A 21792-nucleotide genomic window follows, 5' to 3' on the forward strand; every position below is an offset into this window, starting at 1 on the left:
GGTCCTCGGGTCCGTCAGGCGCCTCGCTTGATCCGCGCCAGCACGGTCTCGTCGCTGATCCTGTGGTCGGCGGCGAGCGTCGCGCGCACCTGCCTCACCAGGGACTTCAGCTCCCTGATCTCGGCGGCGAACGGGACCTTGAGCGCGCCCGGGACGGTGCGCAGCGGCCGGCCGTCCGCGCCGGTGAAGGTGAGCCGGACGGTCATCGGGTCCTCGATGACGAGCACCGCCTGGTAGGCGCCGATGTCGCGGGCGAGCGAGCCGTCCCGGCCGAGGCCGTGCGCGGGCACGCCGCGCTCCACGAGCTGCGCGGGCGTGATGCCGCGGCGGGCCGCCGCGGCCTCGACGGGCCGCGTTGAGCGCGTCCAGATGCGCCCGCAGGTCGTCGGACATAGAGGTGATCTTTACAGAAGCCACCGACGGTTCCGGGCGTTTCCGGTGATCATCACCTGATCCGGGCCAGGATCGCAGAGCACGGCGGGACGCCGGCGGAGGGCACCGACGGAAACCGGGCGGTGGGGGCATCTGTTCAGTGACCTCATGGTCACCTAGGCTCGGTGGGTACCGAGTAGAACGAGGTTCGGGACTGCCATGACGCACAGCGTGGTGATCATCGGAAGCGGGTTCGGCGGGATCGGGATGGCGATCCGGCTCCGGGAGGCCGGCGTCCGCGATCTGGTGATCCTGGAGAAGGCCGAGGGGCTCGGCGGCACCTGGCGGGACAACACCTATCCGGGCGCGGCGTGCGACGTCCCGTCCCACCTGTACTCGTTCTCGTTCGAGCGCAAGACGGACTGGACGCGCCGCTTCCCGCCGCAGGCCGAGATCCTCGACTACCTGTGGCACTGCGCCCGCAAGTACGGGGTGCTGGAGAAGATCCGGTTCGGTACCGAGGTCACCGAGGCCCGCTTCGACGAGGACGCCGCGATCTGGCGGATCTCCACGACGGACGGCGACCTGGAGGCGCGGGTGCTGGTCTCGGCGTGCGGGCAGCTGAACCGGCCCGTCCTGCCGGAGATCGAAGGACGCGACTCCTTCGCCGGGACGAGCTTCCACTCCGCCCGCTGGGACCACGGCGCCGACCTGCGCGGCAAGCGGGTCGCGGTGATCGGGACGGGCGCGAGCGCGATCCAGTTCGTCCCGGAGGTCGCGAAGGAGGCGGCGGAACTGCGGCTGTTCCAGCGATCCGCGCCGTACGTGATCGACAAGCCGGACCGGGTGTACCGGACGTGGCAGCAGGCCGTCATGGCGAAGACGCCCGGGTTGTGGGAGCTGAACCGCGTCTACACCTACCTCGCGTACGAGGCGCGGGCGCTGGGGTTCATCAAGTACCCGAAGCTGATGGCGATGCTGGAGAAGCGGTTCAAGGACACGCTGAGGGACGGCGTCGAGGACCCGGTGCTGCGGGATGCCCTCATCCCCGGCTACCCGATGGGCTGCAAGCGGATCCTGATCTCCAGCGACTACTATCCGGCGCTCGCCCGGCCCAACGTCGACCTCGTCACCGACCCGATCGAGCGGATCACGCCGTCCGGGGTCGAGACGGCGAACCGCGCGTACGACGTGGACGTCATCGTGTACGGGACGGGGTTCCGGTCCACCGAGTTCCTCTCCCCCATGAAGATCGTCGGGCGGGACGGCCGGGAGCTGAACGAGGCGTGGCGGGACGGCGCGCAGGCGCATCTCGGCATCACGGTCAGCGGCTTCCCGAACCTGTTCCTGCTGTACGGCCCGTACACCAACCTCGGGCACAACTCGATCATCTACATGCTGGAGTCGCAGATCCGGTACGTCCTCGGCTGCGTGGAGGCGCTCCGCGGCGCCGGCCTCGCCTGGATCGACGTCAAGCCGGACGTGCAGGACGCTTTCACCCGGGAGATGCGCGAGCGGATGCGCACGACCGTGTGGGAGGCGGGCTGCCAGAGCTGGTACATGACCGCCGACGGCACGGTCGTCAACAACTGGCCGGGGTTCACCTTCGCCTACCGCCGCGCGACGCGCCGTCCCGACCCGCGGCACTTCACCGTCCGGGGCGCGGCTTAGGCACCGGGCCGCTTAGGCTCGAAGGCATGCCGACCGCCTTCATCACCGGCGCGACCGCGGGCCTCGGCGCCGCGTTCGCCCGCCGCCTCGCCTCCGACGGGTTCGACCTGGTCCTGCTCGCCCGCGACGCCGAACGCCTGGACCGGACCGCCGCGGAGCTGCGCGGCCGGTACGCCGTCCACGCCGAGGCGCTGCCCGCCGACCTGTCCGCCGAGGAGGGTCTGGCGGCTGCCGAGGAGCGCGTCCGCAAGGACGTCGACCTGCTGGTCAACAACGCCGGGTTCGGCAACAAGGGCGTGTTCCTGGACGTCCCCGTGTCGGACGAGCTGACCATGCTGAAGGTGCACTGCGAGGCCGTCCTGCGGCTCACGCACGCCGCCCTGCCGGGGATGCTGGAGCGCGGCCGGGGCGCGGTGGTCAACGTCTCGTCGATGGCGGCGTTCGCGACGCGCGGCACCTACGGGGCGTCCAAGGCGTGGGTGGTGAGCTTCAGCCGGGGCATCGCGGCCGACCTCCGGCAGCGGTCGCGCGGCGGCGTCCGGGTGATGGCGCTCTGTCCCGGTTTCGTGCACACCGAATTCCACGAGCGCGCACAGATGGACATGTCAGGTCTGCCCGACTTCATGTGGCTGGACAAGGACGACGTCGTGGACACCGCGCTCCGCGATCTGCGCCGCGGCGTCGAGGTCAGCATCCCGGGCGCGCAGTACAAGGCGCTCGCCGCCGCCGCCCGGTTCGTCCCACGCGGACTGGTCACGCGCCTTTCGTCCACCACCGGCCGCGGATACGACTGATTTCCAGGTAAGCGGTCACTTGCAACGGGAACGCCGACGGGGCAGGCTGAGAGCAAGGTCGATTCGATGGCGCGCCGAACGACATGCCCCGTCCCCGTCCACCGAGAGGCTCCTCCCGATGGGTTCCGACCTGGGTTATGCCGCCCTCGCACTGATCGCGACCACCGTCTACTACATCGCCTTCATCGTCTTCCGCGCCTCCGCGCGCCGCATGGAGCCGCTGCGCGGCAGCCGCCCGTTCCGTGTCGCCCGGCTCATGCTGACCGACCCGCTGTGGCTCGGCGGCGGGCTGCTGCTGTTCCTCGGCCTCGGCTACGAGGTCGTGGCGTTCTCCGCGATGCCGCTCGCCGTCGCCCAGCCGATCTTCGCCGTGGCCCTGGTGCTGCTCGTCGCCTACGCGGTGCGGTTCCTCGGCGAGCGGCTCAGCGTCCGGGAGTGGACGAGCGTCGCGCTGTTCGTCCTCGCCACGATGCTGATCGGGCTGTCGGCCACCGAGGAGGGCGACCTGCACGCCGACGCCACGCTGGCGGGCACCCTCGCACGGCCCTGGATGATGATCGCCATCTGCACCCCCGCGGTGCTCATCGCGGCGCTGGTGTGGCTGGTCGGAGACCGCCGCGCGACCGGCCGGCACGCCCGCAAGCTGGCCGGCGTCGCCTACGGGATCGGCGCCGGGGCGTGCGCCGGGCTCGCCGAGGCCGGCGTCCGCGGCATCTCGATCGTCTACCAGGAGACCGGCAGCGTCCAGGCGGTGCTGCAGTCCGCCTACCCGTACCTGACGATCGGCCTCGCCGCGATCGCGCTCGGGCAGCTGCAGGTCGCGCTGCAGCGCTGCCGGGTCGCGATCGTCGCGGTCGTGCTCACCGTCATCGGCCGGTCCTACCTGCTCCTCGCCAGCAGTGTCCTGTTCGGCGAGGACTGGCCGCGCGACGCGGGCCCGTTCCTGTTGCGGGCGGGCGGCTTCATCCTGGCGCTGCTCGCGCTCGTGCTGTTCCCCCGGCACGAGGAGCGGGCGCCGGAACCGGCCGTCCGGAACAGCGTGCACCCGGCCTTCGATGCTCGTACATTGCCGAGATGGCCCTCCACTCCCGCCGGCCCCTCCTGACGGCCGCGCTCGGCGCCGCCCTCGCGCTGACCGGCACCGCCGCGGCGCTGCCGCTGGCGCCCGCCCCCGCGTCCGCCATCGTGGGCGGCGCCCCGGCGTCGTCGGCGGCGTACCCGTGGCTGGCCGCGGTGGGGTCGCCGATCTTCTTCGTCCGGCCGTCCGGGCAGTTCTGCGGCGGCGCGCTGATCAAACCGGACCAGGTGCTCACGGCGGGGCACTGCGTGTCGCTGTTCCGCTCGGTGCCGGGCCTGCTCACGGCCACTTTCGGCCGGGACGACCTGACCGGCGGGGGCGGCGAGACGGTCGCGGTGACGTCGCTGCGCATCCATCCCGAGTACCGGGAGACCTCGTTCAAGGACGAGACCGTCCTGCACCACGACGTCGCCGTCCTCACGCTCGCGCGGCCCGTGAACCGGCCCCTCGCCACGCTCGGGCAGCCCGGCTCCGCCCGGACGGGGAAGATCCTCGGCTGGGGCTTCACGTCCCAGAACGACCTGCTCAACACGCGGCTGCGGGCGGCGGACGTCCCGCTGCGGGGCGACGCGGCGTGCCGGGAGGCCTACGGCGACTCGTTCGATCCGTCCGACATGCTCTGCGCCGGATCGGACCGGGCCGACACGTGCCAGTTCGACAGCGGCGGGCCGCTGATCGTCCGCGGCCGGGTCGCCGCGCTGACCTCCTGGGGCTACGGCTGCGCCGAACCCGGCTACCCCGGCGTCTACGCGAGGCTCCGCTCCCTGCCTTGAACCGGGCGACGCCGCGGCTCGATGCTGGCCGCATGCGCATACTGGTGACGGGGGCGGCGGGATACATCGGGTACGCGGTCGGGCGGCGGCTGGTCGCGGCCGGGCACGAGGTCGACGGGCTGGTGCGGCGGGACGCCGAACTGCCGGGCGGCGTCCGCGCCGTGCGCGGTGATCTGCTCGTCCCGGACGGGCTGCCGCGCGGGCCGTACGACGGGGTGTGCCATCTCGCTGCGCTCACCCGCGTCCGCGAATCGTTCGAGCGGCCGCTGCGGTACTTCGCGGCGAACGTCCAGGGCACGGTGAACCTGCTGGAGGCCGTGGCCGCGGACCGGATCGTGTTCGGGTCCACGGCCGCCGTGTACGGGACGCCGGAGCGGCAGCCGATCCCCGAGACCGCGGCCACCGCGCCCGCCAGCCCGTACGGGGCGTCGAAGCTGGCCGCCGAGCAGGCCGTCCGGTACCACGCCCGGACGGGCGCCGCCGGCGCGGTCGTGCTGCGCACGTTCAACGTCGCCGGATCGGTGGACGGCCGGATCGACCCCGACGAGACCCGGCTGATCCCGAAGGCACTCGCCGTGGCCGCCGGGCGCGCCCCGCACATCGACATCAACGGCGACGGGCTCGCCGTCCGCGAGTACCTGCACGTCGACGACCTCGCCGCCGCCTACGTGCGGGCGCTGGAGGCCGTCCGGCCCGGCGAGGACCGCGTCTACAACGTCGGCAGCGGCATCGGCACGGCCGTCCACGAGGTCGTCGCCGCCGTCGGGAGGGCGACCCGCCGGCCGGTGCCCGCCCGCCGCCGCCCGGCGCGGCCGGAGGCGCCGGTGCTGGTCTGCGACGCCACCGCGATCCGCGCCGAGCTCGGCTGGCGGCCCGAGCGCTCCGCGCTGCCGGAGATCATCGCGGGCTCGTGGGACGCCCTGACCCGCGCGGACGGCTAAACTCGCCGGCGTGTCCGAGCCCAAGTTCGAAGTCCAGATGCTGCACGACCGGGTCATGATCAAGGTCGAGAAGGACAGCGGCGAGCGCCGCAGCACCGGCGGGATCGTGATCCCCGCGACCGTGGAGCAGGAGAACCGCCTGGTCTGGGGCGAGGTCTGCGGGGTCGGCCACCACGTGCGGACCGTCAAGCCCGGCGACCGCGTGCTGTTCCACCCGGGCGACCAGTACGAGGTCGAGATCCAGGGCGAGGACTACCTGGTCATGCGCGAACGAGACCTGCACGCCATCGCCAGCGAGCGTCCCGAGCACGGCACCGGCCTCTACCTCTGACCGCGCCGCCCGATCGTGCGCCGTCGGCACGTGATTTTCACTAGTTGATATGCATAAACTCGGAGGCATGGACGACCGCGAGTGGGTGGACGCGGAGCCGTCGGTGGCCGAGGCGGGACTCGGCGGCAGCCGCGCACGGGTCCTGCAGGTGATCCGCGAGGCGGGCGCGGCTCCGCTGGGCGTGCGCGATATCGCCGAGCGGGCCGGGCTGCACCCCAACACGACCCGCTTCCATCTCGACGGGCTGGCCGAGGCCGGCCTGGTGGAACGGGTGGCCGAGGACCGCGACCGGCCCGGCCGCCCGCGCATGATGTACCGGGCGGAGGCCGTGGACGGCCGGCACAGCTACCGGCTGCTCGCCGAGATGCTGGCGAGCCTGGTCTCCGGTCTGCTCCCCGATCCGGAGCGGGCCGCGCTGGAGGCGGGCCGCGCCTGGGGCCGCCATCTCGCCGACGCGCCCGCGCCGTTCCAGCGTCTCGGCCCGGCCGAGGCCCTGAAACGCCTCAACCGGATGATGGCCGGCATCGGGTTCAGTCCCGAGTTCGAACACGACACCGACCATGCGGACCCGGACGAGATCCGCATCCGGGTGCGCAACTGCCCCTTCGGCACGGTCGCCGAGCAGCATGCGGACGTGGTGTGCAGGCTGCACCTCGGCCTGATCCAGGGCGCGCTCGCCGAAATGGACGTGCCGCTGGTGGCGGATCGGCTCGATCCGCTGGTGGAGCCGCACCTCTGCCTTGCGTACCTGCGCCGCGCCGCCGAGACGGACGGCGAGGCCGATCAGCCGGACGACAAGGCGGATCAGACGGACGGCGAGGCCGCCTCGGCGGACGGCGGGACCGATCAGACGGACGGCGAGGCCGGGGGCTGACGGTCCGGACGCGCGGAAGGCCCGCGGGCCCCCTTTCGGGCGTCCGCGAGCCAACGGCCGGGCCGGGCGGCGTTCAGCCGCTCCGCTCCGCCGATTCCTCCGCGGCCGCCCCGGAACGCTCCGCCCCGGAACGCTCCGGCTTGGGACGCGAGCGGCGCAGGGCGAGCAGGATCCCGCCGACCAGCGCCAGTTCGGCGACGCCGCTCAGCACGTCGAGGACGCCGACCGCCTCCGCCTCGCCCGACTCCGGGCCGAAGGGCAGTCCGGCGGTGCGGCTCACCACCCACAGGGCGAGGACGCCGAGGTTGACGGCGAGCCCGGACAGCAGCAGCGGCCGCTCCTTCCCGGTGTAGGCGAGCACGGCCCAGACGAGCTGGAACATGCCGACGGCGCTGAAGAAGACGCCGTACGCCCACCATTCGTTCACGTGCTCCGGCACGACGGCGTAGTGGATGAACGCGGCGAGGACCGAGCCGATCGCCGCGACGCGCCTGGCCGTGGGCACGGCCGAGAACGCCGGGGCGGCCGTCGTGCCGCTGCTCTCGATGGTTGTCATGGTCACCTCCTGAGGGTGGATCAGCCGACCTGGAAGACGCCGACGCCGCCGGCGGCCATGTTCTGCATCTTGTGGCCGAGGAACGGGTAGGTGCCGGCGTCGGGGAGGGTGAACTCGACGAAGCCGCCCTGCGTGGGCTGCAGGTCGAGGACCTGCGCGCCGCCCTTGTCGGCGTTGTCCTTGCGCACCCTGTAGGCGCCGTCCTTCCAGACCGTGTCGAAGATCGTCCCGACGACATGGAAGGCGATGTTCTCGTTGGGGCCGCCGTCGTCCACCCACACGCGGACCCGGTCCCCGGGCTTCACCTTGATCGGGGCGTGGACGTACTGGTTGTGGTAGCCGTTGAAGACGACCGCGTCGTACTCGCCGGCCAGCATCTTCTTCATGTCGCCGGGCTTGCCCTGCGGCCCGAGGTACAGCTCGGACTGCACGAGCACCAGCTCCTTGTCGACCTTGTCGAGCTTCGGCGGGTCGATGATCACGGCGCCGTGCATGCCGTTGCCCATGTGGTAGATCATCGGGTCGGAGCCGCAGTGGTAGGTGAAGATGCCGGCGAACTGCGCCTTGAACTCGTAGACGAGCGTCTCCCCGGGCTTGATCGTCCTCATCTGGACGTTCGGCGCGACCTTCGAGGCGTGGAAGTCGACGGAGTGCCCCATCGAGCCCTTGTTGACGAGCTTGATCCGGAAGGTGTCGCCGACGTTGCCGCGCAGTGTGGGGCCGGGCGCGGTGCCGTTGTAGGTCCACCGGGTCTGCTTCACACCGGGGGCGACCTCGGTCTCCTGCTCGGTGACGGTGAAGGTGACCTCGTGGACGTCCTTGCCGTCGTTGGCGGGCGCCGTCGGGTCGTGCGGCTTCCACCCGGCGGCGGGCTTGGCGGCCGGGTCGATCTTGGCGTTCGCGGAGTCGCCGGTGGCGCCGGCCCCGGTCGCGGCCGCGTCGGTGCCGCCCGCGGCGGCCGTCGAGGCGCTCTCGCCGCCGGTCACGGTGACCTCGACGAGCATGCCGGCCTCCTTGTGGCCGGGGATGACGCACCACGCCTGGGTGGACTGGGTCAGCACGCCCCAGTGCTGCGTCTCGGACTTGCCGGGCTGGAGCTGGTTGCTCGTCTTGCCCAGCAGGCTCAGGGTGTGCGCCTGGCTGCCCTTGTTGACGACGTTCACGGTGACGTCGGCGCCGGCCGGGACGGTGACCTTGTTCGGCTTGATGTACATGTCGCCCTCTTCGAAGTCGAGGGTGACCTTCTTGCCCTTCCCGGGAAGGGCTGCGCCGCCGCCTGCGGAGGCGGCCGGGGCGGCGTCGGCCGCCGAGGCCAGCGTGCCGTTCTCGTGGCCGGGCGACGCGCTGACCATGAGCAGCCCGACGATCAGGCCGAGGGCGAGCGCCGCGCTGATGGCGGGCAGGAACCCGTTCAGGGCCGCGACCCAGCGGCCGCGGGCGGTGCGGGCGGTGCGGGCGGTGCGGGCGGTGCGGCCGGACGGTCTGTCCGGTGCCGGGTGATCCGGCGGGGGTGTGATGGGCATTGCCTTACTCCAGATTGCGAAATGGGGGGTATGGGCGGTCGTACGGGCCGCGCGCGGCGGCCGCGCTCGCCTCGGTCAGCTGATCTGCATCTCCATGACCAGGCCGAACATGCCCTGGGGGCCTTCGGCGTGGGGGAAGATGTGGCAGTGCCAGATCCACTTGCCCGGCTGATCGGCGTGGATCAGGACGGTGTAGCGCTCGCCCGGCGCGACGTTGATCGTGTCGGCCTTGTAGGTCTGCTCCAGGGGGAACCCGTCCTTGGCGATGATCACCTGGTCCACACCGTGGAGGTGCATCGGGTGGGCCATGGTGCCCGCGTTGACGTAGGTGACCTGCACCCAGTCGCCCAGCTTGGCCTTCAGCGGCTTGGTGGCGGGGAACCCCTTGCCGTTGAGCGTCATCCCGATGACGCCGGAGTCCTGGATCTGGATGATCTGCTTCTGCGCCACCTTCTCCTTGTTCGGAGTGGGCATGTCACCGAACTGGATCGCGCCCCACAGCCCGCTGCTCACCTGCTTCACACCGTCGTAGTGGGAGTGGTACCAGGTGTCCTGGATCCGGGTCACCGGGAACTCGTAGGCGAACGACTTGCCCGGCTTGATCGAGTCCTGGGTGACGTTGGGGACGCCGTCCATCTTGTTGGGCAGCTGGATGCCGTGCCAGTGGACGCTGGTCGGCTCGGGCAGCTCGTTCTTGACCACGATGCGGACCTTGTCGCCGACGTTCGCGCGGATCGTCGGGCCGGGCACCATGCCGTTGAAGCCCCAGGCGTCCACGACCTTGCCGGGCTCCACTTCCCACTTCACGGGCGCGGCCGTCATGTGGAACTCCTTGGTGCCGTCAGCCAGCACCTTGGGGACGAGGTCCTGCCCGCCCTGGCCCTTGGTCGCCGCGGGGAAGCTCTTGTCCCGCTTCGCCATGGCGTCGTCCATGGCCTTCCAGCCGTCCGCACCGCCGCCGGACGCGTCGTGCGATGTTCCGCCGTTCTCCGCGGCGAGCGGCTGCGCGGCCCCGGCCGGCTCCGCCGCCTGTGAGGACTCCGCCGCGTGCGATGCCTCGGCCGCGCCGCTGCCGCGTGGAATCGTCCACAGCGACACGGTCAGCGCGAGCGCGAACGCGATCGCCGCGACCAGCGCCCTCGATCTTGCTCCATCCATCCTGCCGACCCCTTCCGGGTCTTAATTTTCACGAGAGCATTAGGTTTAATTGCTCAACCCGGTCCAGGTCCATAGGCGGGAGGTGTGAAGCACCGCACAACATCGACTGTCCGCATAACCTTGCTGGTCAGAGAAGTGCGGGGCCGAGAGGCGGGGGACGCGCGCCGGCACTGCGACCCCCGCCTGCACGGCCATATTTTGACCAATTACACTAGTTTTTTTGCCGCATCGCTGGGCGAGGTGTCCCCCGCCGGCGCGTGCATCTTCGGCGTCTCAGACTCCGCGGACGGCGGCGATGGTGAAGGGGATCTCGGGGGTGCCGGCGCCGAGCGGGCCGCCCTTGTCGAACTGGGAGCGCACCACGTAGAGGGTTCCGTGGCGGCGGACGAGCGTCGTCGGAACCTGCAGGGACGCGTCCTTGAGGGTGCGCTCCAGGCTGGCCCCGGTCCCGCCGGACGTGATGCGCCAGCGGTTGATGACGTTGTCGACGTTGTGGGCCGTCCAGAGCCGCCCGTGCTGGAGTTCGAGCCCGTCGGCGTTGTGCATGTCGCCTCCCTCCAGGGCGACTTCGCGGATGGCGCCGGTCGCGAGGTCGAGGCGGTACAGGTCTCCGCCGAGCATGTCGCCGGTCAGCAGGTAGCGGCCCGCGGGGTCGGCGACGATCCCGTTGAGGGTGAAGTCTCCGGGACGGTGCGGTTCGAGGACGTCGTCCAGGTCGAAGGCCACCGCGAGTGTCGCGCGTCCGCCGAGGGCTTCGGCCAGGTCGCGCGGTGTGACGCGGTAGACGACGGAACGGGCGCTGTCGGTCAGGTAGGCGCTTCCGCCCGGGGCGATGGCGAGGTCGTTGACGAACCGGCCGCCGCCGCCGGGGACGGTGAACCGCGCCAGGAGGCGGCGGGTCCGCGTGTCGTACACCGATACCCCGGACGTGGAGTCGGCCACCCACAGCCGTCCGGCCCGGTCGACCTTGAGGCCGTTGGCGGTGTGCCGGCCGTCCGCGCCGGCCGGGAGGAACACCTCGGCCACGCGGCGGCCCGGCCGCATCCGGTACACGGTGCCGTCCTCGAAGGATCCGGCGTAGAGCGCGTCGCCGCGGGGGTCCGCGGCGACGCCCTCGGGGTACACGCGGTCGCCCGGCAGGACGTAGGCCGTGGAGATCGGCGCCCGGTGGGCGACCTCGCGGGCGGCGGCGGGCGGTGCCATGGCGGCGGACGCCGGGAGGACCGCCACCGCGAGGGCCGCGCCCACGGCCGCGGCGGAGCGCTGGAAGGGGGACATGAACGTCTCCATTCGTGGTAGATCATTAGAACGCGTACATACGATAGTTAGAGTTCTAATGCTCGTCAACGGTCTTCCGTTCGGCGGCTGGATACGATGCGGGCATGACCTCGATGCCCGTCCCGGAGCGGATCGGCTCCCACCTCAAGCGCGCCGAGCAGGCGCTCAGCGGAGCCAAGCAGGCGGCGCTGAAGACGAGCGGGCTCACCGTGCCGCAGTACTCCGCCCTGCTCCGGCTCGCCGAGAACCCCGGCATGTCGGCCGCCGCGCTCGCGCGCGCGTGCGCCGTCACCCCGCCGACGATGAACACCGTCCTGAAGAACCTCCAGGAAGGCGGGCTGATCGAGCGGACGCCGCACGAGTGGCACCGCAACGTCCTGGAGACCCGGCTCACCGCCGCGGGCGAGAAGGCGCTCGCCGACGCCGACGCCCGCGCGGTCAAGCTCGAACGGGGGCTCGCCGCCGAGTTCGACGAGGCCGAGCGGGAGACGCTGATCGCGTTGCTCGGCCGGTGCGTCGGCTTCCTCGAAGCGGCCCGGTCCCCGCGCCGCGGCTGAGACACTCCGTACGGAACGGGACGGACCGCGCGTCCGTCGAACGGCACACCGAACACCGGAGGGACCGATGGGCGACGAGATCGACCACGACAGGTCTAGCCAGCTCAAGCAGATCGAGAGCGGGCTGATCCCCGGCGAGCAGATCATCGCCGTCTACGACGCGGTCGGGGCGGGCACCGGGTTCGTCGGCCTCACCGACCGGCGCGTGATCATCCAGGACAAGAGCTTCGCCGGCAAGAAGTACGCGATCACCAGCGTGCCCTACTCCAAGATCACGTCGGTGAGCGTGGTCAGCAACAAGTCGTGGGCCGGGTCCTACTTCTCCACCGGCTCGATCGCGATCAACGTGGGCACGCACACCTACGAGATCGAGTTCCGCGGCAGCGACAAGAGCCACCACGTCCACAACGTGATCCTCCAGTACATCTCGTGACGCCCGGCCGATGAGTTCCGGCCTCCCGCCCGGTAGTACCCGTGAGGGCCGTCCGCCCTCACCGCTACTCGACGGCCGGGAGGCCACATGCGCAGGATTTCCACCGAGGGCCGGGTGCTCGCGCTGACATCGGCGGCAGCGCTGATGATCTTGCTCGACATGCTCGTGGTGACGACCGCCCTCGACACGATACACGCACGGGTCTCGGCGCCTCGATCGAGACCCTCGAATGGACCGTCAACGCCTTCACGCTCACCTTCGCCGTCCTGCTGATGCCGGCGTCGGCGCTCGGCGACCGCCACGGGCGCCGCCGCGTCCTCGGCGCCGGGCTCGCGGTGTTCACGGCCGCGTCGGCGGCGTGCGCGCTCGCGCCGGGCGTCGGCACGCTGATCGCGGCGCGGGCGGTGCAGGGCGCCGGCGCCGCGATGGTCCTGCCGCACGCGATGGCGCTGCTCAGCGCGGCCTACCCGGCGGAGCGGCGCGCCCGCGCCCTCGGGGTCTTCAGCGGGGTGACCGGGCTCGCCACGCTCTGCGGGCCGCTCGTCGGCGGCGCGATCACCGAGGGCCTCAGCTGGCAGTGGATCTTCTGGCTGAACGTCCCGCTCGGCCCGGTGCTGATCCTGCTCGTCCGCGCGTTCGTGCCGGAGAGCCGGGGCGCCGCGCGGCGGGCGGACCCCGGCGGCGCCGTCCTCGTGGCGGGCGCGGCGCTCGGCCTCGTGTGGGGGCTCGTCCGCGGGAACGCCGCCGGCTGGGCCGCCCCCGAGGTCGCCGGCGCGCTCGCCGCCGGGGCCGTGCTGACCGTCGCGTTCGTGCTGTGGGAGCGGCGCGCCGCCGAACCGATGCTGCCGATGCGCTACTTCCGGGTGCCCGCCTTCGCCGCCGGGAACGCGGCCGGGTTCCTGCTCTACGCCGCGATCTTCGGCGCGGCGTTCTTCTTCGCGCAGTTCCTGCAGGTCGGGCTCGGCCACGGCCCGCTCGGCACCGGGCTGCGGCTCGTGCCCTGGACCGTCACCCTGTTCGTCGTCGCGCCGCTCGCGGGCGCGCTCGTCGCCCGGTTCGGGGAGCGTCCGCTGCTCACCGGCGGGCTGCTGCTGGAGGCGGCCGCGTTCGGGTGGATCGCGCTGATCGCGGCGCCGGGCCTGGACTACGCCGCGCTCGTCCCGCCGCTGGTGCTCGCCGGGGTCGGGGTGTCGCTCGCCATGCCGGCGGCGCAGAACGCGGTCATCGGGTCGGTGCCCGCGATCGGCGTCGCGGCCGGCACGTTCAACACGCTGCGCCAGCTCGGCGGGACGTTCGGGATCGCGGTGTCCGCCGCGGTGTTCGCCGCGTCCGGCGGGTACGCCTCGCCGCGCGCCTTCACCGACGGGTTCGCGCCCGCCGTCGGCGTGCTCGGCGCGATCGCGCTCGCCGCCGCGCTCGCCGGGCTCGGCACGTCCGGCCGCCGCGCCCCCGTCTCCGCCGGTTCCGCGGCACCCGTCCCGTCGGAGATGATCCGGTCATGACGACGGCCGACGAGTTCGCGGGCCGCACCGACCCGTACCGGCGGGAGCTGCTGGCCCACTGCTACCGGATGCTCGGCTCCGTCCACGACGCCGAGGACGCGGTGCAGGAGACGCTGCTGCGGGCGTGGCGGTCCCGCGGCACGTTCGACGAGCGGCGCGGGCCGCTGCGCGGCTGGCTGTACCGGATCGCGACGAACGCGTGCCTGGACGCGCTCGCCCTGTCGGCGCGGCGCCCGCTGCCGTCGTCGCTCGGGCAGCCGAGCGACGCCCCGGAGGGTCCGCTCGACCCGCCGGCGGACCGGAACGCGTGGCTGCAGCCGTGGCCGGACGCCCTGGACCCGGCCGCCATCGCCGTCTCCCGCGACAGCGTGCGGCTCGCGTTCGTCGCCGCGCTGCAGCTGCTGCCGCCGCGGCAGCGGGCGGTGCTGATCCTGCGGGACGTGCTGGCGTGGCGGGCCGCGGAGGTCGCCGAGGCGCTCGGCACGTCCACGGCGGCGGTGAACAGCATCCTGCAGCGGGCGCGGGCACGGCTGGCGGAGGCCGACACCGGACGGGTCGTCGAGCCCGCGGAGCCGGACGCCCGGCGGCTCCTGGACCGCTACGTCAGCGCGTTCGAGAACGCCGACGTCGCCACGATCACCGCGCTGCTGCGCGACGACGCGATCCTGGAGATGCCGCCGCGGCCGACCTGGTTCCGGGGACGGCTCGACGTCAGCCGTTTCCTGGCCCGCATCTTCGCGACCCGCTGCGGGGCGGACACGTGGCGGCTCGTCCCGACGGCGGCGAACGAACAGCCCGCCGCCGCCGTGTACCTGGACGGGCGCCCGCACTCCATCCAGGTGCTGACCGTCTCCGGACCGTCGATCGCCCGGATCGTGGCGTTCCAGGACCCGGCGCTGTTCGAGGCGTTCGGGCTGGCCGCGGAGGCGCCGGTCAGACGATGATCCGCGCGGTGGAGCCGGCGCGGTCCTTGGTGACGCGGAGCTGCGCGGGGATGCGGGCGCGCAGCTCCGCGACATGGCTGACGATGCCGACCGCCCGGCCGCCGTCGCGCAGGCCGTCCAGGACGTCCATGACCTCGTCGAGCGTCTCCTCGTCGAGGGTGCCGAAGCCCTCGTCGACGAACAGCGTGCCGATCTCGGTGCCGCCGGCCTCGGCGGTGACGACATCGGCGAGGCCGAGCGCCAGGGACAGCGAGGTGATGAACGACTCGCCGCCCGAGAGGGTGACCGGGTCGCGGGTCAGGCCCGTCCAGGCGTCGGCGACGCGGAGGCCGAGGCCGCCCGCGCCCTTCGTGCGGTCGCCGGCCGCCTTCCCGGTGGTGTGGACGAGGGCGTAGCGGCCCCCGGACATGCGGGACAGGCGCTCGTTCGCGGCGGCGACGACCTGTTCGAGGCGGGCGGCGAGAACGTACGCCGACAGCGACATGGCGTGCCGGTTCGCGGGGTGCTTGCCGGACGCCAGCCCGGCGAGCCGCTCGGCGACCTCGTGGCGTTCGGCGGCGGGCCGCCATTCGGCGACGGCGCCGGTGAGCTGCCCGCGCAGTTCGGCGAGGCGGTCGCAGCGGTACCCGGCGCGGTCGGCGGCACTCGCCGCCTCCGTGTGCGCCGCCTCGGCCGCCCGCACGGCCGCTTCGAGGGCGGGCAGGTCGGGGGCGAGCGCGTCGGCGGCCTCGATGAGCGCCGGGTCCCTGAGCAGGGCGCGGACCTGGGCCTCCTGGTCGTCCCACTGCCGGATCCGGTCGCGGAGGCCGCCCTGGTCCTCGTCGGGCAGCGCGGCCTCGAGGACCTCGTCGGGCGTCCCGAACCCCTGCTCCTCGGCCTCCCGCCTCGCCCTCGCGCGGGCGGCGGACAGCTCCTCGTCGGCGCGGCCGGAGGCGCGCGACGCCTCGACGGCCTCGCCCAGCGCGTCGGCCTCGCGGGTGAGGCGGGCGATGCGCGCCTCCAGGGTCGGGTCGTCGCCGCGCGCCTTGTCGAGGTCGGCGGTGAGGCGCGCCTGCTCGGCGGCCAGTTCCCTGCCCTGCGCGCGGTTCTCGGTGAGCAGCCGGGACACCCGGTCGTGCTCGTCCCGGGCCTGGTCGAGTTCCTGTTCGTGCCGGTGGAGCACGGTCTCCAGCCGCTCGGCCTCCGCCGCCCGCGCCATGGCGGCGTCGAGCGCCTCCTGGGCCTCGGCGAGTTCCGCGGCGAGGACGGCGGCGGGCGCGTCCCCGGCCGTCTCCGCCAGCTGGTCGCGTTCGGACCGCCGCGACTCCACCTCGCCGGTCTGCTTCTCCCGCCGCTCCTGCGCCTGCTCGTAGGCGGCCTGGGCGCGGTCGACCTCGTCCTCGGTCGGGACGACGGCGAGCGAGGCGACGGGCGCGGGATGCTCGGTGGAACCGCAGACCCGGCACGGCTCACCGTCCGCCAGCTCCGCGGCGAGGACGGCGGCCATGCCGTCCAGTCGCGCCTGCCGGAGCTCCTGGGCGCGGTCGCGGGCCTCCTGCGCGGCGTCGACCGCGGCGCGCTGCGCCTCCTCGGCGGCGGTGAGCAGGCTTTCGACCTGGTCGCGGCGGTGCGCGGCGTCGAGCCTGCGCCGGACGTCCCGGACGGCGGCCTCGGCCCCGTTGAGGCCCGCCGCCGCGATCCTGGTCTCGTCCAGCTCGGCCCGGACGGCGGCCACGATGCCGGGAAGCTCCGCCAGCGCGGCGGCGGCCCGCGCCTCCTGCGGCTCCCGGCGGCGCAGCTCGGCGGCCAGCGTCTCCCGCTGCCGCTCGATGTCGCGGAGCCGGGCGGCCGTGGCGCGCCCGCCCTCCAGCGCGGCGGCCTCGTCGCGGCGGTCGCGCTCCGCCTTGGCGAGGACGTCCTCCGGCGCCTTCGGCGGCAGCAGCGCGGCGACCTCGGCCCGGGTCTCCTCCGCCCAGCGGCGCGCCTGCACCGCGCGGCCGTGCCGGTCACCGACGTCCTTCACCAGCGGGACGACCCGGGCGGCGCGGGCCGCGGCGTCGAGCCGCGACGCCATCCGCGACTTCTCCTCCGCGTGCCCGGCCAGGGCGTCGCGTCGGGCGACGGCCTCGGCGTGGCTCTGCTGCCGCCCGGCGAGCGCCCTTCCCTCGTCGAGGGCCTCGCGGGCCGCGTGCAGCGTCGCCGTGACGCCCGCCCGCAGCTCCTCGGCGGCCGCGCGGATGTCGGCGTGCCCGGCGGCCAGCTCGGCCGCCCACGCGGGCAGCGCCTCGACCTCGGCGAAGGGCTCCACGGCCGGTTCCGCGCGGCGCGGCTGCGGGACGGCCGGGCGCTCGCCGCGCGGCGACGCGGCGCCCGTCGCCTCCGCGATCCGGTCGGCGATCGACACCGCCGCGGAGCTCAGCTCGGCGGCGGCCCGCCCGGTCGCGGCGCGCCGGTCGGCCAGCCACTTCTCGACCTGCGTGAACACCTCGGCCGCGAACAGCCGCTCCAGGACCTTGCGGCGCTCGTCCGCGCCGGCGCGCAGGAACCCGGCGAACTCCCCCTGCGGCAGCAGCGCCACCTGGCAGAACTGGACGGCGTTCATCCCGAGCATCCGCGACACCAGGTCGCCCGCCTCGTCCAGCCGCGTGGTGAGCCCCGTCCACGCGCCGTGCTCGAACTCCTCCAGGACGACCTTGGCGTGCTCGGTCGTCGTCCCGGACCCGCGCAGCTTCGGCCGCTCCCACGCGGGCGACCGCGTGATCCGCAGCCGGCGGCCCCGGATCGTCGTCTCCAGCACCACGCGCGGCCCGGCGCCGGGCGGCGCGTGGTCGCTGCGCAGCCCCTTCACCGCGTTGCGCACGCCGGGCACCTGCCCGTAGAGGGCGAAGCACACCGCGTCCAGGATGCTCGTCTTGCCCGCCCCCGTCCGCCCCTGGATGAGGAAGAGCCCGGCGCCGGACAGGGCGTCGAAGTCGATCACCTCGGTGCCGGAGAAGGGCCCGAACGCCGCGACCTCCAGCCGATGCAGCCTCATCCGGCCCGCCTCGCTCCCGGCCCGGCCACGGCGGCGCCCGCCCGGGGAGCCCGGCCCTCGGCCGGGGCGCGGTGGGCGGTCACGCGAGGGCCTCCTTCTGGCGGCAGGCCTCGAACGCCTCGCGGAGGAGGGCGCGCTCGGCGTCGGTCGCGGGGCCGTCGGTGACCTCCGCGACGAAGTCGCCGGCGACGTCGAGGGCGGAGCGTTCGCGGACGCGTTCGGACCAGGTGCGGGTGCCGTCCGTCCCGCCGCCCTCGGGGTCGAAGCCGAGGACGAGCGTGTGCGGGAAGCGGCGGCGGAGCCGTTCCATCGCGGCGGACGGGCGGCGCGCGTCGGTCAGCGTCACCTGCAGCCAGCGGTCTTCGAGGGCGTCGTGGGACGGGTCGGCGAGCAGGTCGTCGATGCGGCCGCGCAGCCGGGCGAGGCGGCGCGGGACGGGCGCCGGCACGAACTCGCCCGCGACGCCGTCCGCCGTGAGATCGATCAGCCAGGAGCCCTTGACGTGCTTCTCCTCGGAGAACGAGTAGGCGAGCGGCGAACCCGAGTAGCGGACGCGGTCGGTGATGCGCCAGGCGCCGTGCAGATGCCCGAGCGCCGCGTAGCCGACGCCGTCGAACACCGACGCCGACACCTGCGACGACCCGCCGACCGAGATGTCGCGCTCGCTCTCGCTGGACTCGCCGCCCGTCACGAACGCGTGCGCCAGCACGACCGAGCGCTCCCTGCGGCCCGCGGCGTCCTCCCGGACGCGGCGCATGGCCTCGGTCAGCGCGGCGGCGTGGCTCCGCTCGTCCAGGTCCCAGGGGTGCCGGACGAGTTCGGGCTCCAGGTACGGGATGCCGTAGATCGCGGCGTCGCCGACGACGACGGGCCGCCCCACGGTCGCGAAGTCGGTGCGGACGTGCACACCCGCCTTGTCCATCAGCGCGGACCCGAACCCGAGCCGGCGCGCCGAGTCGTGGTTGCCGGCGATGAGCACCACCCGGGCGCGTTCGGCGAGCCGTGCGAGGGCCTCGTCGCACAGCTTCACGGCGTCGACGGCGGGCAGCGCCCGGTCGTAGACGTCCCCGGAGACGAGCACGCACTCGACCCGCTCCGCCGCGACCGTCTCGACCAGGTGGTCGACGAACGCCGCCTGCGCGGCCAGCAGGTCCTCGCGGTGGAACGATCTGCCGAGATGCCAGTCGGAGGTGTGCAGGATTCGCATGTCGCAGCAACCATAGGCACCCCCTCCGACACATCCTGCGCAGAAACGCCGAGCCGCCCCAAAGGATCTTCGACCGCCGCATCCCGGCGGCTCCCGTAGGGTTGCGTCGTGAGTGATCGTCCCTACGTGCTGCTGAGCTGCGCGATGTCCGCCGACGGCTATATCGACGACGCGGGCCCCGAGCGGCTGCGGCTGTCCAGCGCGGCGGACTTCGACAGGGTCGACGCGGTGCGCGCGGGATGCGACGCGATCCTCGTCGGCGCCGGAACCGTGCGGGCCGACGACCCGAAGCTGCTGATCCGCTCCACCGCGCGCCGGGAGCACCGCGCCGCGCGGGGGCTGCCCGCCGACCTGACCAAGGTCACGCTGACCTGGAGCGGCGACCTGGACCCGGCCGCCCGGTTCTTCACGACGGGCGAGGCGCCGAAGCTGGTCTACGCCCCGTCCGCCGCGGCCGCGGAGCTGGCGCCGCGCCTGGACGGCCTGGCCGAGGTGGTGGACGCGGGCGACCCGCTCGGCCTCCCGGCCGTCCTGGGCGATCTGGCGGCGCGGGGCGTCCGCCGGCTGATGGTCGAGGGGGGCGGCGGCGTGCACACCCTCTTCCTGACGTCCGGGCTGGTGGACGAACTGCAGCTCGTGATCGCGCCGTTCTTCATCGGCGACCCGTCCGCGCCGCGTTTCGTCCGCTCCGGGGTGTTCCCGCAGTCCCCGGACCATCCGATGCGCCTGGAGGACGCCACCCGGATCGGCGACCTGGCGCTGCTGCGGTACCGCATCGGAGCGGCGCGTGGATGATCACGGCTGGCTGGAGCTGGCCTGCGATCTCGCGGAACTGTGCCCGCCGTCCGGCACCGCCTTCTCCGTCGGCGCGGTGATCGTCGGGCCGGACGGCCGGGAGGTGGCGCGCGGATTCTCCCGCGAGAAGGACCCGCTCGACCACGCCGAGGAGGCGGCCCTGGCCAAGACCGCCGGGGATCTGGCCGGCGCGACGATCTACACGTCCCTGGAGCCCTGCGGGCACCGGGCGTCCCGCCCGCGCCCCTGCGCCGAACTGATCATCGCCGCGGGCCTGCGGCGGGTCGTGTTCGCCTGGCGGGAACCGGCCCTCTTCGCGGCCGGCGTGGGCGCGGAACTCCTGGAAGCCGCCGGAGTGGAGCTCCTGGAGGTGCCCGAGCTGGCCTCCCGGGCCCGCACTCCGAACGCCCACCTCCGCTAGGACGCGGCGGCGAGATGAGACGCGAGTCTCATTGCTCTTGCCAACGCCCCGGGACCTCATGCGATGCTGTGCCCAAGCAAGCATTCGGTTACCCGAACTCGCCCCGTCGGGCAGGGAGGCACAGCACCATGCGCGAGCACGATCGGCTGTTCATCGGCGGCGAGTGGGCCGCCCCGGCCGGCACCGGCACGATCGACGTCATCTCCCCGCACACCGAGGAGGTCATCGGGCGGGTGCCGGAGGGCACCGAGGGCGACATCGACGCGGCGGTGGCAGCGGCGCGGCGCGCGTTCGACGAGGGCCCCTGGCCCCGGATGACGCCCGCCGAGCGCGCCGAGATCGTCGGGCGCCTCTCGGCGATCTACGCGGAGCGGCAGCAGGAGATGGCCGACCTCTGCACCGCCGAGATGGGCTCGCCCATCATGTTCTCGGTGTTCGGGCAGGCCGCCATCCCGCAGATGGTCCTGCAGTACTACGTGGACCTCGCCGCCACCTACACGTGGGAGGAGGAGCGGCAGGGCATGCTGGGGCCGGTCACGGTCACCCAGGAGCCGGTCGGCGTCGTCGCGGCGATCGTCCCGTGGAACGTCCCGCAGTTCACGCTGATGCTGAAGCTCGCGCCCGCGCTCATCGCCGGCTGCACGGTGGTGGCGAAGCCGTCCCCCGAGACGCCCCTCGACACCTTCCTGCTCGCCGAGTGGATCCGCGAGGCCGGCATCCCCGAAGGGGTCGTCAACTTCGTCCCGGCCGGGCGCGAGGTCGGCGCCTACCTCGTCGCGCACCCCGACGTCGACAAGGTGTCGTTCACCGGCTCCACCGCCGCCGGACGCAAGATCGGCGCGGTCTGCGGCGAGCAGCTGAAGCGCGTCACCCTGGAGCTCGGCGGCAAGTCGGCCGCGATCATCCTGGACGACGCGGACCTGGCGTCCACCATCGAGGGCTTCAAGCTGGCGTCGCTGATGAACAACGGCGAGGCGTGCGCCGCGCAGACCCGCATCCTCGCGTCCCGCCGCCGCTACGACGAGGTCGCCGACGCCCTCGCCGCCATGGTCGGCGGCCTCAACGTGGGCGACCCCGCCGACTACGCCACCGAGATCGGCCCGCTCGTCGCCAAGCGGCAGCAGGAGCGCGTGGAGAACTACATCCGCATCGGCCAGGACGAGGGCGCCAAGCTGATCACCGGCGGCCTCGACCGGCCGCACGACCGCGGCTGGTACGTGGCCCCGACCGTGTTCGGCGGCGTCGGCAACGACATGCGCATCGCCCGCGAGGAGATCTTCGGCCCGGTGCTCGTCCTCATCCCCTACGAGGACGAGGCCGACGCCGTCAAGATCGCCAACGACAGCGACTACGGCCTCGGCGGCTCGGTCTGGACGTCCGACGTCGACCACGGCGTCGACGTCGCCCGCCGCATCCGCACCGGCAGCTGCGGCGTCAACATGTACACCCTCGACCCGAACACCCCGTTCGGCGGGTACAAGAACAGCGGCATGGGCCGCGAGCTGGGCCCCGAGGGGATGCGCGCCTACCTGGAGCACAAGTCCATCCCCCACCCCGCCCCGTCCGCCTGA

General features: G+C 73.3%; 21 protein-coding genes. 14 read left to right on the forward strand and 7 right to left on the reverse strand.

Going from position 1 to position 21792, the window contains the following annotated elements; translation table 11 throughout:
* Nucleotides 1–14: 14 nt before the first annotated feature.
* Nucleotides 15–290, reverse strand: a complete 276-nt coding sequence (locus AL2_RS20035; RefSeq protein WP_067635590.1) for a hypothetical protein — start codon at nucleotides 288–290, stop codon at nucleotides 15–17.
* 301 nt (nucleotides 291–591) lie between these two features.
* Between AL2_RS20035 and AL2_RS20040 the strand changes: the two genes are divergently transcribed.
* From AL2_RS20040 to AL2_RS20070, 7 genes are all read left to right on the forward strand, one after another.
* Nucleotides 592–2043, forward strand: coding sequence for a flavin-containing monooxygenase (locus AL2_RS20040; protein WP_067635592.1), 1452 nt, complete (start codon nucleotides 592–594; stop codon nucleotides 2041–2043).
* Between the two features lie 26 nt (nucleotides 2044–2069).
* Complete coding sequence (locus AL2_RS20045) at nucleotides 2070–2837, forward strand: SDR family NAD(P)-dependent oxidoreductase (RefSeq protein ID WP_067635594.1); 768 nt, start codon at nucleotides 2070–2072, stop codon at nucleotides 2835–2837.
* A 118-nt stretch (nucleotides 2838–2955) separates the two neighbouring features.
* A complete protein-coding gene (locus tag AL2_RS20050; RefSeq protein WP_067635596.1) occupies nucleotides 2956–3942 on the forward strand; it encodes a DMT family transporter in 987 nt (328 codons plus the stop codon).
* Nucleotides 3912–4688 carry a serine protease gene (locus AL2_RS20055; RefSeq protein WP_067635598.1) on the forward strand — a complete coding sequence of 259 codons (777 nt, stop codon included), beginning with the start codon at nucleotides 3912–3914 and terminating at the stop codon, nucleotides 4686–4688. The genes AL2_RS20050 and AL2_RS20055 overlap by 31 nt, the downstream gene beginning before the upstream one ends.
* A gap of 32 nt (nucleotides 4689–4720) precedes the next feature.
* Nucleotides 4721–5629 (forward strand): NAD-dependent epimerase/dehydratase family protein, encoded by a 909-nt coding sequence (locus AL2_RS20060; RefSeq protein WP_067635600.1) that lies wholly within the window; start codon nucleotides 4721–4723, stop codon nucleotides 5627–5629.
* A 10-nt stretch (nucleotides 5630–5639) separates the two neighbouring features.
* Nucleotides 5640–5960 carry a GroES family chaperonin gene (locus AL2_RS20065; RefSeq protein WP_067635602.1) on the forward strand — a complete coding sequence of 107 codons (321 nt, stop codon included), beginning with the start codon at nucleotides 5640–5642 and terminating at the stop codon, nucleotides 5958–5960.
* A gap of 67 nt (nucleotides 5961–6027) precedes the next feature.
* Entirely contained in the window at nucleotides 6028–6834 is an 807-nt protein-coding gene (locus AL2_RS20070; protein ID WP_067635604.1) for a helix-turn-helix transcriptional regulator, read from the forward strand.
* A 73-nt stretch (nucleotides 6835–6907) separates the two neighbouring features.
* Here the strand turns inward: AL2_RS20070 and AL2_RS20075 are convergent, their stop codons facing one another.
* The 4 genes from AL2_RS20075 to AL2_RS20090 all read right to left on the reverse strand — a co-directional run bounded on the left by AL2_RS20075 (nucleotide 6908) and on the right by AL2_RS20090 (nucleotide 11349).
* Complete coding sequence (locus AL2_RS20075; RefSeq protein ID WP_067635606.1) at nucleotides 6908–7390, reverse strand: hypothetical protein; 483 nt, start codon at nucleotides 7388–7390, stop codon at nucleotides 6908–6910.
* Between the two features lie 20 nt (nucleotides 7391–7410).
* Nucleotides 7411–8913, reverse strand: a complete 1503-nt coding sequence (locus AL2_RS20080) for a multicopper oxidase domain-containing protein (protein ID WP_083946706.1) — start codon at nucleotides 8911–8913, stop codon at nucleotides 7411–7413.
* Nucleotides 8914–8988: 75 nt separating this feature from the next.
* The gene (locus AL2_RS39800) at nucleotides 8989–10071 is read right to left on the reverse strand and encodes a multicopper oxidase family protein (protein ID WP_067635608.1); all 1083 of its coding nucleotides are present in this window, start codon (nucleotides 10069–10071) and stop codon (nucleotides 8989–8991) included.
* A gap of 273 nt (nucleotides 10072–10344) precedes the next feature.
* Nucleotides 10345–11349 carry an SMP-30/gluconolactonase/LRE family protein gene (locus tag AL2_RS20090; protein ID WP_067635878.1) on the reverse strand — a complete coding sequence of 335 codons (1005 nt, stop codon included), beginning with the start codon at nucleotides 11347–11349 and terminating at the stop codon, nucleotides 10345–10347.
* Nucleotides 11350–11453: 104 nt separating this feature from the next.
* Here AL2_RS20090 and AL2_RS20095 point away from each other — a divergent pair, with 104 nt between their 5' ends.
* The 4 genes from AL2_RS20095 to AL2_RS20110 all read left to right on the forward strand — a co-directional run bounded on the left by AL2_RS20095 (nucleotide 11454) and on the right by AL2_RS20110 (nucleotide 14785).
* Entirely contained in the window at nucleotides 11454–11906 is a 453-nt protein-coding gene (locus tag AL2_RS20095) for a MarR family winged helix-turn-helix transcriptional regulator (protein WP_210748408.1), read from the forward strand.
* A gap of 67 nt (nucleotides 11907–11973) precedes the next feature.
* Nucleotides 11974–12339 carry a PH domain-containing protein gene (locus AL2_RS20100; protein WP_067635610.1) on the forward strand — a complete coding sequence of 122 codons (366 nt, stop codon included), beginning with the start codon at nucleotides 11974–11976 and terminating at the stop codon, nucleotides 12337–12339.
* 41 nt (nucleotides 12340–12380) lie between these two features.
* Nucleotides 12381–13841 (forward strand): MFS transporter, encoded by a 1461-nt coding sequence (locus AL2_RS20105; RefSeq protein WP_210748407.1) that lies wholly within the window; start codon nucleotides 12381–12383, stop codon nucleotides 13839–13841.
* Nucleotides 13838–14785 (forward strand): sigma-70 family RNA polymerase sigma factor, encoded by a 948-nt coding sequence (locus AL2_RS20110; protein ID WP_067635612.1) that lies wholly within the window; start codon nucleotides 13838–13840, stop codon nucleotides 14783–14785. Before AL2_RS20105 ends, AL2_RS20110 begins: the two co-directional genes overlap by 4 nt.
* On the opposite strand, the gene AL2_RS20115 is transcribed toward AL2_RS20110, so the two are convergent.
* Nucleotides 14775–17798, reverse strand: coding sequence for an AAA family ATPase (locus AL2_RS20115; protein WP_067635614.1), 3024 nt, complete (start codon nucleotides 17796–17798; stop codon nucleotides 14775–14777). The two genes, AL2_RS20110 and AL2_RS20115, sit on opposite strands and share 11 nt — an antisense overlap.
* 79 nt (nucleotides 17799–17877) lie before the next feature.
* Nucleotides 17878–19005 carry an exonuclease SbcCD subunit D gene (locus AL2_RS20120; RefSeq protein ID WP_067635616.1) on the reverse strand — a complete coding sequence of 376 codons (1128 nt, stop codon included), beginning with the start codon at nucleotides 19003–19005 and terminating at the stop codon, nucleotides 17878–17880.
* Between the two features lie 108 nt (nucleotides 19006–19113).
* Here AL2_RS20120 and AL2_RS38080 point away from each other — a divergent pair, with 108 nt between their 5' ends.
* From AL2_RS38080 to AL2_RS20135, 3 genes are all read left to right on the forward strand, one after another.
* Nucleotides 19114–19800 (forward strand): RibD family protein, encoded by a 687-nt coding sequence (locus AL2_RS38080; RefSeq protein WP_218003685.1) that lies wholly within the window; start codon nucleotides 19114–19116, stop codon nucleotides 19798–19800.
* Entirely contained in the window at nucleotides 19793–20221 is a 429-nt protein-coding gene (locus tag AL2_RS38085) for a cytidine/deoxycytidylate deaminase family protein (RefSeq protein ID WP_067635618.1), read from the forward strand. The genes AL2_RS38080 and AL2_RS38085 overlap by 8 nt, the downstream gene beginning before the upstream one ends.
* 128 nt (nucleotides 20222–20349) lie before the next feature.
* The gene (locus AL2_RS20135; RefSeq protein WP_067635620.1) at nucleotides 20350–21792 is read left to right on the forward strand and encodes an aldehyde dehydrogenase; all 1443 of its coding nucleotides are present in this window, start codon (nucleotides 20350–20352) and stop codon (nucleotides 21790–21792) included.

Origin of the sequence: Actinomadura latina NBRC 106108, assembly GCF_001552195.1 — a bacterium.
In the GTDB taxonomy this organism is placed as follows: domain Bacteria; phylum Actinomycetota; class Actinomycetes; order Streptosporangiales; family Streptosporangiaceae; genus Spirillospora; species Spirillospora latina.